Source organism: Phenylobacterium sp. RIFCSPHIGHO2_01_FULL_69_31, from assembly GCF_001824475.1.
Taxonomy (GTDB): Bacteria; Pseudomonadota; Alphaproteobacteria; order Caulobacterales; family Caulobacteraceae; genus Phenylobacterium.
Genome location: NZ_MHXN01000031.1, coordinates 63,285 through 75,220, shown reverse-complemented (window position 1 = coordinate 75,220; position 11,936 = coordinate 63,285). Strand labels below are relative to the sequence as shown.

Below are 11,936 nucleotides of genomic sequence, written 5' to 3'. Positions count from 1 at the left end.
CCTGCCTCTCCGTCTTGACGGACGAGCCCAGCTTCCAGGGCGCCGACAGCTTCCTCGTGGCCGCCCGCGACGCGGTCGCCCTGCCCTGCATCCGCAAGGACTTCCTGGTCGATCCCTGGCAGGTGGCCGAGAGCCGGGCCCTCGGCGCGGACGCAATCCTGGTGATCCTCGCCATGGTGGACGACGCCCTCGCCGCCGACCTGATGTCCGAGGCCCGCCGCCTGGGCATGGACGCCCTGGTGGAAGTCCACGACGAGGCTGAGATGGCGCGCGCCGGCCGGCTGCGCGCCGACCTGGTGGGCGTCAACAACCGCGACCTGCGCACCTTCAGCGTCGACCTCGCGATCACCGAACGCCTCGCCGCCGCTGCGCCGCCGGACGCCCTGCTGGTGACGGAAAGCGGCATCTTCACGCCCGCCGACGCCGCCCGCCTGGAGCGGGTCGGGGCGAAGGCCATGTTGGTGGGCGAGAGCCTCATGCGTCAGGCCGACGTCGCAGCGGCGACGCGCGCCCTCCTGGGCCAGTAGCCACCGCGACTCGGGCGACTCGCGCCTGTGGACGCGTCGGATCTTCTACCGCATTGAAATTGCAATCGTTTCGACGCCCCGAGCCTGTAACTTGACATTAATACGGAACACCTAGAGAACATTCCAAGACGTTTGTGATTTGTTCTTCGAGGACCCGCAATGCTCACGCGCAAGCAACATGAACTGCTCATGTTCATCCACGAGCGGATCAAGGAAACGGGCGTCTCTCCCTCGTTCGACGAGATGAAAGAGGCGCTGGACCTGGCCTCGAAGTCCGGGATCCACCGGCTGATCACGGCCCTGGAGGAACGCGGGTTCCTGCGCCGCCTGGCGCACCGGGCGCGGGCGCTGGAGGTGATCAAGCTGCCGCAGCAGGCGACCGCCGCCGCCCCGCCGAAGGGCCGCGCGCCGTTCAAGCCGCAGTTCGTGGAGGCCGGCGCGGCCATCCCGGCCGCCGCCAACGACACCCGGGAGCTGCCGATCCTCGGCCGAATCGCCGCCGGCACGCCCATCGAGGCGATCCAGCAGGAACGCGACCGGATCCAGGTGCCGGAGACCATCCTGGGCGCGGGCGAACACTTCGTTCTCGAGATCGCCGGCGACTCGATGATCAACGCAGGCATCCTCGACGGCGACTTCGTGGTCATCCGCCGCACCGACAGCGCGGTGTCTGGCGACATCGTCGTGGCCCTGGTCGATGGCGAGGAAGCCACCTTGAAGCGCCTGCGCAAGAAGGGCGCGTCCATCGCGCTCGAAGCCGCCAACCCGGCGTACGAGACCCGCATCTTCGGCCCCGACCGCGTCGCGGTGCAGGGCAAGCTGGTCGGCCTGATCCGGCGGTATCACTAGGCTTCAGCGCGGGTCGTAGCCCCAGGTCCAGGGGCGGCGCCCGCGCAGATCCTGCGCCCAGGCGACCCGCCAGCCGCCGGCCTCCCGGTAGAGTTCGGCCGATCCGCCACGGGCGAAATCCTCGCCGGTGAGCACCAGGGGCGCAGCGCAGCTCTCCGGTCGAATGGCGTTCCGCAGGACCACCACGTCCGCCCCCGCGCAGAGCGCCTCCAGGCGACCCGGCTTCAGCGGCCGCTTCAGGTTCCAGGCCGCGGCCAGCGAGACAGGCGCTTCCGGCCGGGGGGCGCAGCTCCAGTGATCGCAGTCGAACCGGGCGTCGCGCTCGGCCTCGTCGATCAGCGGCGTCAGCCCCCGCCGGCGGGCCCACAGCTCCGCGCCGAACAGCTTCACGTCCGGCCGCAACAGCACCGCCTCACGCGCCTCGCGGACCGCCACGGCGGCGCCGTCGGCCGAGATCCATACGTCCGGCGGCGGCGGCCTGGGCGCCCAGAGGATCGCCAGCGCCAACGGCAGGCCGGCCCATCGGAGGGGCCCGCTCCAGAGGCACACGAACAGGAGGCCCAGGAAGCTCACTGGCAGCACCCAGTCGGGCGCGCTGGCGATGACGATCTGAGCGTGCGGCGCCGCGGCCGCCCAGGCCGCCACCTGGTTCATCAGCCCGATCGACCAGCCCGCCACCTCCAGCGGCGCCTGGCCCAGGCCCAGCGGGGTCAGCGCGGCCCCCAGCGCCAGGCCCGGCATCATCAGGAAGGACGAGATCGGCGCCACCGCGAGGTTGGCGAACAGGCCCCAGGTCGAGACCCGGTTGAAGTGCTGGATCGCGAACGGCCCCGTCGCCAGGCCGGCGACGAAGCTGACCGCGATGCTGGCGAGCGTCCAGGTGGCCGCGCCCTGGACCGCGCGGATCGGCCAGGGGACGTCGATCTCCTTCACCGGCCGCGGCCAGATCTCGGCCAGGGCCACGAGGGCCGCGGTGGCGACGAACGACATCTGGAAGCCCGGCTCGGTCACCGCCTCGGGCTGCAGCAGCAGCACCCCCATCGCGGCGAGAGCCAGGGCGTGCAGGCTGATCGCCTGGCGGTCCACGAGGATCGCGGCGAACGCCACCGAGGCGGTGATCGCGGCGCGCTCGGCCGGCGGCGGCGCGCCGGAAAGGACGAGGTAGCCGCCCACGGCGGCCAGGCCGAACAGCGCCGCCAGCTTCTTGCCCGGCACGCGCAGCGCCAGCCACGGCCAGGCGGCCACCGCGAGCCGGGCGAAGGCGAAGGCAAAGCCGCCGACGATCGCCATGTGCAGGCCGCTGATGGAGATGATGTGCGCAAGGCCCGCCGCCCGCAGGTTCTCGACCTGCTCACGCGGGATGAACGCCTCGTGTCCGGTCGTCATGGCGGCGGCCAGCCCGCCCGTCTCCGGCCCCAGCGCCTCGACGATCCTCAGGGTGAGCGCCCACCGGGTGGCGTTCACCGCCATCGCCGCACGCATACGCCAGGGAGCCGTCACGCCCGGGGCGAATACTTCGGGCTCGCGCAGCGCAAGGCCTACGGCGCCCACGCTCTCGAAATAGGCGTCGCGGGCAAAGTCGTACGAGCCGGGGCTGGCGGGCGGCGGCGGGGGATTGACGATGGCCAGAAGGCTCACCGCTTCGCCGGGCGCCGGCAGCGGCATGCCCGGCCGAAGGGTCACCCGGGCGCGGATGGGCGTCGCCTCCGCGGGCCAGTCGCCGACCCGTATCGGCGCCAGCAGCAGCCGCTGGCCGCTCTCGCCGGGCGCGGCGATATCCACGACCCAGGCCTCGATCGCCTGCGGCCGGGCTCCCGCCTGGGCGACGGGCGCCTTCACGGCCTCGGCCCGCAGCTTGGCGACCGCAAAACCGCTGGCCGCGCAGGCGCTCAGAACGAGCACGAGCGTGGTGATGCGCCAGACGCTCCATCGCGTGGCGACGAGCAGGCCGGCGGCGACCGCCAACAGCAACCAGGCGACCCACACCAGCGGCTCGCGGGACAGGCCGAAGTACGCCGCGCACCCCGCGCCGAACGCCACGGGCGTCCAGAGGGTCCAGCGGTCGGCCTGCGCCGCCGCCTGGTCGGCCAGCCATCCGCCCAGGCGCATGGGACGCCCCAACGCCCCGCCCCCGATCGCCGCCTCGGAACTCCCCACGCTCAAACTGCACTCACCCCCGCACCGGCCCCCAGATTGCAGCAATCGGCGCGGAGAGGCCATGTCGGCTTCGTGGGGATAAGAACATGTTCCGTTTCGCTACAATCGCCGCGGCCGCCGCCGCAGCTCTCGCCCTCGCCGCACCGGCCTCTGCCGCGGTCACGTTCAATTTCGGGGGTTCGAACACCACCCTGGCCACCGGCGTCGCGCTCAGCCAGACCCAGTCGGGCATCACGGTTGCGGCCACCGGCTACAGCTTCGCCTCCAGCCCGGCCTCGTTCCAGAGCCTCATGGACGGCCAGGACGCGGCCACGGTGCTGGCCGCCCTCACCCCGAAGCAGATCCGCCGCGAGGCCACGGGCATCGGCGTCTGCTGGCCCGGCGAAGCCGGCAACCAGTGCAATCAGGTCGACGCCGATGGCACCAACGAGATCCTGCGCATCGTGGTCTCCGAGGGCGTGTCGCTGGTGACCGCCACCTTCGACCGCGTCGACAGCAACGACACCCTGAAACTCTATGGCGTGACCATGGACGGCAAGCTGGAGCATCTGGGCTACGGCGGCATCTTCGACGGCCCGGGCACGAGCATGGGCATCGGCGGCGTCAGCGGCGCCTGGCTCAGCGGCACGGGCGACGACCAGGTCTACAGCGTGTCGCTCAACACCGGCCGCTACAAGGAGTTCTGGTTCGGCAACAACAACGACTCGGCCGACGGCTACCGCCTCGGCTCGATCTCGGTGGCCGCCGTTCCGGAGCCGGGCACGTGGGCCCTGATGATCGGCGGCTTCGGCCTGGCCGGCGCCGCGCTGCGTCGCCGCCGCGCGGTCGCGGCCGCCACGGCCTGACACCACTCAGATCGACGTGCTAAGAGGCGCCCCCTCGCGGGGGCGTCTCTCCGCATTGAACGATCTCCGAGCACCATGACCAGCCGACCCGTCCGCACCCGCATCGCCCCCTCGCCGACCGGCATGATGCACATCGGCACGGCGCGCACCGCGCTCTTCAACTGGCTCTACGCGCGCCATCGGGGCGGCCAGTTCCTCGTCCGCATCGAGGACACCGACCGCGAACGCTCCACCGAGGCCAATGTCGAGGTCATCTTCGAGGGCCTGCGGTGGCTGGGCCTGGAGGCGGACGAGCCGCCGGTGTTCCAGTTCGCCCGGGCCGACCGGCACCGCGAGGCGGTGGCCGAGATGCTGGAGCGGGGCCGCGCCTACCGCGACTACATGACTGCCGAGGAGCTGGACGCCGAGCGCGAGGCCGCACGCGCCGAGGGCCGCGTGGTCCGCTCGCCCTGGCGCGACGCCGACCCCGCCACCTGGCCGGATCGCCCCTACGCCGTGCGCCTGAAGAGCCCGCTCGAAGGCGAGACCGTCGTGGCCGACGCCGTGAAGGGCGACGTGAAGTTCCAGAACGCGAGCCTGGACGATCTCATCCTGCTCCGCTCGGACGGCAACCCGACCTACAACCTGGCCGTCGTCGTGGACGACCACGACATGGGCATCACCCACGTGATCCGCGGCGACGACCACCTCAACAACGCCGCGCGCCAGACGATCATCTACCAGGCGATGGAGTGGGAGGTCCCGGTCTGGGCGCACCTGCCGCTCATCCACGGCCCGGACGGGGCGAAGCTGTCCAAGCGCCACGGCGCCCAGGCCGTCAGCGAGTTCGACGAGATGGGCTACCTGCCGGAAACCATGCGCAACTACCTGGCCAAGCTGGGCTGGGGCCACGGCGACGACGAGATCTTCTCGGACGAGCAGGCCATCGCCTGGTTCGACGTGATCGACGTGGTCAGCGCCCCGGCCCGCCTCGACTGGGCGAAGCTGAACCACATCAACAACCACTACATCCGCCAGGCCGATCCGGTCCGCCTCGCGGTGCTGGTGGTCAAGATCCTCAAGAGCCGGGACGTGAAGCTGCGCCAGGGCGACGAGACCCTGATCGCGCGCACGATCCCCTTCGTCCGCGACGGCGCCAAGACCACGCTGGAGCTCGCCGACGCGGTCCTGTTCGCGCTCAAGACCCGCCCGCTGGAGCTGCCCGAAAAGACCCGCGCCCAGCTGGCCGAGGACGACATGCACGGCCGCTTCGCCCGCCTGCGCGCTGCGCTTGCGAACGTGGCGGACTGGAACGTGTCGCCGCTGGAGGACGCGCTCCGCGCCTTTGCGGAAGCCGAGGGTGTCGGTCTCGGCAAGTTCGGGCCTCAGCTACGGTCCGTCCTCTCGGGCGGAGCCTCGGCGCCGGACCTCGCCGGAGCCATGACGGCCCTGGGCCGCGACGAGAGCCTGGGCCGGATCGACGATGCGCTTTCGCTCGGCACGTAAAGAGGTATAAGCGCCCAACACTTGTTTCATCTCGCAGCCGCGAAGGGGGTTCCATGGCCGATACGGCGAAGTTCGAAATCGACGGCAAGTCGGTGAGCCTCCCGGTTCAGCGCGGCACCGACGGCCCGGCCGTCATCGACATCCGCAAGCTCTACGCGGAAGCCGACGTCTTCACGTACGACCCGGGCTTCACCTCCACGGCGTCCTGCGAGAGCAAGATCACGTTCATCGACGGCGACAAGGGCGTGCTGCTGCACCGCGGCTACCCGATCGACGAACTGGCCGAGCAGTCGAGCTTCCTCGAGGTCTGCTATCTGCTACTGCACGGCGAGCTCCCGAAGGCCGCCGAGTTCGCCGAGTTCGACAAGAACATCACCTACCACACGATGCTGCACGAGCAGTTCGATCGCTTTTTCCAGGGCTTCCGCCGGGATGCTCACCCGATGGCGATCATGGTGGGCGCGGTCGGCGCGCTGTCGGCCTTCTATCACGACAGCACCAACGTCGATGATCCCGAGCAGCGGATGATCTCCGCCCACCGGATGATCGCCAAGATGCCGACGATCGCGGCGCGGGCGTTCAAGTACTCGCGCGGCCAGCCGTTCGTGTACCCGCGCAACGACCTCTCCTACGCCGAGAACTTCCTGCGCATGTGCTTCTCGGTCCCGGCCGAGGACTGGAAGCCCAACCCGGTCCTGACCAAGGCCATGGACCGCATCTTCATCCTGCACGCCGACCACGAGCAGAACGCGTCCACGTCCACGGTCCGCCTGGCGGGCTCGTCGGGCGCCAACCCGTTCGCCTGTATCGCGGCGGGCATCGCCTCGCTGTGGGGCCCCAAGCACGGCGGCGCGAACGAAGAAGCGCTGAACATGCTGGCCGAAATCGGCTCGGTGGACCGCATCCCCGAGTTCGTCCAGGGGGTGAAGAACCGCGAGCGCCTGCTGATGGGTTTCGGCCACCGGGTGTACAAGAACTACGACCCGCGCGCGAAGGTCATGCAGAAGACCTGCCACGAGGTCCTGGGCGAAGTTGGCCACGGCGATGATCCGCTGCTGAAGGTCGCCATGGAGCTCGAGAAGATCGCCCTCAGCGACGAGTTCTTCATCGAGCGCAAGCTCTACCCGAACGTCGACTTCTACTCCGGCATCACCCTGCGCGCCCTGGGCTTCCCGCCCGAGATGTTCACGGTGCTGTTCGCCCTGGCCCGCACCGTGGGCTGGATCGCGCAGTGGAAGGAGATGATCGAGGATCCCTCGCAGAAGATCGGCCGTCCGCGCCAGATCTACACGGGCGCTCCGCTCCGCAGCTACACGGCCGTCGACAAGCGCTAAGCCGAGAACGACGTTCTCGCAACAGTTGCGCTTTCGCGCACGACTCCTAAGGATGGTCGGGCCGCGCCATGCCGGCCCGGCCATTCAAGGAGGCCTGCCATGACGGTCATGGCCATCTACGAGCGTCCCGACGTCTCGTCGCAGCTCTACAACGAGTTCCGGGCGCGTGTGCCCCTGGACGCCGCGCCGCAGGGCGCCCTGGTGCACGCCTACGGCCCTGAAGGGCCCGGCTTCGTCACGGTCGATATCTGGGAGGATCGCGCCGCGCTGGAGCGCTACATCGCCGAGCGGATCGAGCCGGCTTGCGGCGCCCTCGGCATCGAATTCCGGCGCCCCAGGATCGTGGAGGTGGAGACCTTCCGGGTGACGCCCGCCGCGACGGCCCGGGAGCACCTCCTGCCCTACGCGCGAGCCACCGCGCCGCTGACGCCGGCGTAACGCGCGACCAGACCCAGGATCGCGTCCGCGGCGGCCTCGCTCGGGTCCGGGCCGCCGCGGCCCATCTTGAGCAAGGCCTCGGTCTGCCGCATCGCCTGACGCTCGCGCAGCGCCTTGTCGTCGAGGCGCAGGGCCACCTCCTGCGCCAGCGCCTCGCCGTTGCATGCGTCCTGGATAAGCTCGGGGGCGACGAAGTCCTGGGCGGCGATGTTGAACAGGGTGACGAACTTCGTGCGGATCAGCCGCTTCAGGATCGCATAGGTCACCGGAGCCAGACGGTAGCCCACGACCATGGGGCATCCGGCCACCGCCAGCTCCGTGGTCACCGTGCCGGAACAGGCCAAGGCCACCGTCGCGGCCTTCATGGCGTCGCGTTTGGCGGACTCGCCTTCCACCACATGGGCCCGATGCGGCCAGCCGGCGACACGGGCCTTCACCAGATCGGCCACCGTCGGCGCGGCGGGCACGACGATGTGGAGACCCGGACGCTCGGCCTTGAGCCGGTGCACCGCCTCCTCGAACGGCGGCAGGACGCGCTCGATCTCGGACGGGCGGCTGCCGGGCAGGACGAGCAGAATGGGATCGTCAGGCGCCGCGCCGATGGCGGCCTTGAGCCGCGCCGGGTCTGCGGCGCCGAAGTCCATGGCCAAGGTAGCGTCGCCGACGAGCACGGTCTTCAGCCCTTCCCTTTCGAACGCCGGCGCATCGAAGCCATGGATGGTCAGCAGCAGGTCGAACCACTGCGCCGCGGTCCTGGCGCGCCCGGGGCGCGAGGCCCAGACCTGGGGCGCCACATACTTCACGATCGGCAGGTTCGGCGCCTGTCGGCGCAGCCGCTGGGCCACGCGCAGGGTGAACCCCCAGGAGTCGATGAGCACGGCCACGTCCGGGGCTTCCCGCGCCGCGAGCGCCGCGGTCTCGTCGGCGCGCCGGACGACCTTGGGATAGGCGAGCAGGCCCTCCAGCAAGCCGAAGATCGAAAGCTCGGCGATGTCGAACGGGCTCTCGACGCCCTCGGCCCGCATCCGTGCGCCGCCGACGCCCACCAGGCGCACGCCGTCCCCCAGCCTGCGCTTCAGGGCCCGCGCCAGGGCGGCGCCCCGGTCGTCACCCGAGGCCTCGGCCGCCACCAGCATCACGGTGAGCGGCCGTCCGGTCACGGCGCGTCCGGCTCCACGCCCAGGATGAACACGCCCAGCTCGTCTGCGAGCGCGATCGTCGCCTCGCGGTCCAGCACCAGGAGTCGCCCCGCCTCGCCCACGATCCCCGCCAGGCCCGCGCGGGCGACGCCTTGGACCGTGGCCAGTCCGATGGCGGGCAGATCGACGCGGGTCTCCTGGATCGGCTTGGGCGCCTTGGCCAGCACCCCCTGCCCCGCGCCCGCGCGGCCCTTCAGGTGCGCCGGCAACTCGGCAACGCGCTTCAGCAGCGCATCGGTGCCTTCCTGGGCCTCCACGGCCAGCACCAGGCCGTGCGAGACAACTGCCGCCTGGCCGACGTCCAGCGCGCCGATCGCGCGGGCGACGTGCAGGGCGCGCCGCGCGTCGGCCAGGTCGTCTTCGGACGGCCGGTGGGCGCCCAGCGGGCCCGCCGCCAGGGTCAGGTCTTCCATGACGTCGTGAGCGCCTTCCACCTGGAAGCCTTCCCGCTCGAACTCACCGACCAGCACCCGCAGAAGCGCGTCGTCGCCCTTCCGGGCCCCCGCCACCACCTTCGGCAGCAGCATGAGCCCGCGCAGGTCCGGGACCAGGCTGGTGAAGTCCGGCCGCGCCACATTGCCGGCCAGGCAGATCGAGCGGCAGCCGGCGCGCTTCAGCGCCTTCATGCACTTGCCGATTTCGGCCAGGCCCACCTCGGCGCCGGCGTAGGGCGACAGGTCGGTCCCCGCGAAGCCCTTCAGGCGGATCACGAACAGCGGCCGTCCCGACCGCTCGCAGTGCTGAGCGATCTCCACCGGCAGGCTGCCGCCGCCGGCGATCAGCCCCAGCTTGTTCACTAGACGTCCCGCTCGGGCAGGCAGAGCGGGCGGCTGGCGTCGGCGCGGATGAAGTCGATGATCTCCATCACCGGCGCGCTGTGGCCGAAGGTGGCGCTGGTGTCTTCGATCCGCTCCTGGAACGTGCCCTCTTCGGCGAACAGCAGCCGATAGGCCGAACGCAGCTCGCCGATCGTCTCGCGGCCGAAATTGCGCCGCTTGAGGCCGACGAGATTCAGCCCCTCGAGGTGGGCGTGGTTGCCCCACACCAGGCCGTAGGGGATCACGTCCTTGGTCACCGCGGCTAGGCCGCCGATGAACGAGTACCGGCCGACCCGGCAATATTGGTGCACCGCCGCCAGGCCGCTCACCATCACGAAATCCCCGACGTGGACATGGCCGCCCAGGGTCGCCGAATGCGCCAGGATCACGTTGTCGCCCACGGTGCAGTCGTGGCCCACGTGGCTGGTGGCCATGAACATGCCGTTGTCGCCGACCCGGGTCACTCCGCCGCCGTCGGGGGTGCCGATGTGCATCGTCACGTGCTCCCACAGCTTGTTGCGGTCGCCGATCACGAGCTCGGTGGGTTCGCCCTTGTAGCCGGTGTGGTGCGGCGGCCCGCCCAGGTTGGCGAAGTTCCGCACCGAGCAGTCCTCGCCGATCGTCGTGTGGTTCTCGATCACCACATGCGACAGGATCTGGGTTCGGGCGCCGATCCGCACATGTTCGCCAATGATGGAGAACGGCCCGACGGTGACTCCGTCGGCCAGTTCCGCGCCTTTGGCGACCAGCGCGGTGGGATGGATCTCGACGGCCAAGGCTTCAGGTCTCCACGACCATGGCGGCGAACTCGCACTCGGCGGCCACCTTGTCGCCCACGAGGCACTGGCCCGCGAACTTGAACACGTCGCCCCGGTGGCGAACCACCCGCACCGGCATCCGGACCACATCGCCCGGCCGCACCGGCTGGCGGAACCGGCAGTTGTCGGCGGACATGAAGAAGATCGCCTTGCCGGCCGTGTCGACCTCGAGCGACTTGGACATCAGCACCGCGCCGGTCTGGGCCATGGCCTCGATCAGCAGCACGCCCGGCATCACTGGATAGTCCGGGAAGTGGCCCTGGAAGAAGGGCTCGTTCACGGTCACGCACTTGATGCCGACGATGGACTCGTTCTGCTTGTATTCCTCGCAGCGGTCCACGAGCAGCATGGGGAAGCGGTGCGGGATCCGCGCCAGCACCTCGGTGATGTCGATCACGGTGGGGTCGGTCCCCGCCGGCGCCTTGCGCGTCATGCTTCTCCTCCGGCCCGCCGGTGCGCCATGCGGGCGAGCCACGCGGTTTCCTTAAGCCAATGGCGGATCGGGCGCGCGGGCATGCCGCCCCACGTCTCCCCCGCCGGAATGTCCTTCATCACGCCCGCCGCTGCGCCGACCCGGGCGCCCGCGCCGATGGTCACATGGTCGGCCACGCCGGCCCGGCCGCCGAACTGGGCGCCGTCCCCGATCGCCACGCTGCCGGAGATGCCGGTATGGGCCGCCATGACGCAGTTCCGCCCGACCCGGACGTTGTGGGCAATCTGCACTAGGTTGTCGATCTTGGTGTTCTCGCCGATCGCCGTGTCGTCGAACGCCCCCCGGTCGATCGTCGTGTTGGCGCCAATGGAGACCCCATCCTGGATGATCACCCGGCCCAGTTGGGGAATGTCGATCAGGCCCTTCGGGCCCGCGGTGGCGCCGAAGCCCGGCTCACCGATGCGCGCGCCGGACAGGATCTTCACCCGGTCGCCGATCAGGGCGAACCCGATGGTCACGTTGGGGGCGATGTCGCAATCCCGGCCGATGGCCACGCCCGGGCCGATCACCGTATTGGCGCCGATCCGCGTGCCCCGGCCGATCTGCGCAGCGGGACCGACGACCACCCCGGGGGCCAGCACGACGCCGCTCTCGAGCGCGGCATCCGCGGCGATCGCCTGGGTCCCTGCCGGCCTCGGGCGGTGAAGGCGCTGTGCAGCCAGGGCATAGGCCGCCTGCGGATTGGCAGTGGTGAGGACGGCGCAGCCCTCGGGCGCCAGCGCCTCGAGACCCGGCGGCAGGAAGCACGCGCCCGGCCTGGCCTCCGCAAGCTGGGCGGCGTAGCGGCGGTCGGCCAGGAAGCTGATGGTCTCGGGGCCGGCCTGGGCCAGCACGGCGACGCGGTCGACGCGGCGCTCGCCCTGTCCCGGGTCGACGAGCACGGCCCCGGTCAGGGTCGCGAGCTCCCCGAGACGGACCGGGCCGAGATCTTCGAAGAAGCGCGGGTCGGGCATGAATCGCTTTTAAGCGGACT

General features: G+C 70.6%; 12 protein-coding genes. 6 read left to right on the top strand and 6 right to left on the bottom strand.

Annotated features, from left to right (window positions below):
• Positions 1–527: indole-3-glycerol phosphate synthase TrpC (locus A2790_RS15750; RefSeq protein WP_293393488.1), on the top strand; the 527-nt coding region annotated here is incomplete at its 5' end.
• A gap of 159 nt (positions 528–686) precedes the next feature.
• Positions 687–1,376, top strand: coding sequence for a transcriptional repressor LexA (lexA, locus tag A2790_RS15745; protein ID WP_293393487.1), 690 nt, complete (start codon positions 687–689; stop codon positions 1,374–1,376).
• Between the two features lie 3 nt (positions 1,377–1,379).
• On the opposite strand, the gene A2790_RS15740 is transcribed toward lexA, so the two are convergent.
• Entirely contained in the window at positions 1,380–3,485 is a 2,106-nt protein-coding gene (locus A2790_RS15740) for a ComEC/Rec2 family competence protein (RefSeq protein WP_293393485.1), read from the bottom strand.
• Positions 3,486–3,619: 134 nt separating this feature from the next.
• Between A2790_RS15740 and A2790_RS15735 the strand changes: the two genes are divergently transcribed.
• From A2790_RS15735 to A2790_RS15720, 4 genes are all read left to right on the top strand, one after another.
• Entirely contained in the window at positions 3,620–4,378 is a 759-nt protein-coding gene (locus A2790_RS15735) for a PEPxxWA-CTERM sorting domain-containing protein (protein WP_293393483.1), read from the top strand.
• A gap of 75 nt (positions 4,379–4,453) precedes the next feature.
• Positions 4,454–5,863: a glutamate--tRNA ligase gene (gltX, locus tag A2790_RS15730; protein ID WP_293393481.1), complete on the top strand. Its 1,410-nt coding sequence runs from the start codon at positions 4,454–4,456 to the stop codon at positions 5,861–5,863.
• A gap of 53 nt (positions 5,864–5,916) precedes the next feature.
• Positions 5,917–7,197, top strand: coding sequence for a citrate synthase (gene gltA, locus A2790_RS15725; protein WP_293393479.1), 1,281 nt, complete (start codon positions 5,917–5,919; stop codon positions 7,195–7,197).
• 99 nt (positions 7,198–7,296) lie between these two features.
• A complete protein-coding gene (locus A2790_RS15720; protein ID WP_293393477.1) occupies positions 7,297–7,635 on the top strand; it encodes a hypothetical protein in 339 nt (112 codons plus the stop codon).
• Here the strand turns inward: A2790_RS15720 and lpxB are convergent.
• Genes lpxB through lpxD form a run of 5 tightly spaced genes read right to left on the bottom strand, consistent with a single transcriptional unit; the run spans position 7,599 to position 11,916 of the window.
• Positions 7,599–8,795 carry a lipid-A-disaccharide synthase gene (gene lpxB, locus A2790_RS15715; RefSeq protein WP_293393475.1) on the bottom strand — a complete coding sequence of 399 codons (1,197 nt, stop codon included), beginning with the start codon at positions 8,793–8,795 and terminating at the stop codon, positions 7,599–7,601. The genes A2790_RS15720 and lpxB overlap by 37 nt on opposite strands.
• A complete protein-coding gene (gene lpxI / locus A2790_RS15710) occupies positions 8,792–9,631 on the bottom strand; it encodes a UDP-2,3-diacylglucosamine diphosphatase LpxI (RefSeq protein WP_293393473.1) in 840 nt (279 codons plus the stop codon). The genes lpxB and lpxI overlap by 4 nt, the downstream gene beginning before the upstream one ends.
• Complete coding sequence (gene lpxA / locus A2790_RS15705; RefSeq protein ID WP_293393471.1) at positions 9,631–10,428, bottom strand: acyl-ACP--UDP-N-acetylglucosamine O-acyltransferase; 798 nt, start codon at positions 10,426–10,428, stop codon at positions 9,631–9,633. Before lpxA ends, lpxI begins: the two co-directional genes overlap by 1 nt.
• 4 nt (positions 10,429–10,432) lie before the next feature.
• On the bottom strand, positions 10,433–10,903 hold the full coding sequence (gene fabZ / locus A2790_RS15700) for a 3-hydroxyacyl-ACP dehydratase FabZ (RefSeq protein WP_293393469.1): 471 nt from the start codon (positions 10,901–10,903) through the stop codon (positions 10,433–10,435).
• A complete protein-coding gene (lpxD, locus tag A2790_RS15695; RefSeq protein WP_293393467.1) occupies positions 10,900–11,916 on the bottom strand; it encodes a UDP-3-O-(3-hydroxymyristoyl)glucosamine N-acyltransferase in 1,017 nt (338 codons plus the stop codon). Before lpxD ends, fabZ begins: the two co-directional genes overlap by 4 nt.
• Positions 11,917–11,936: the final 20 nt, after the last annotated feature.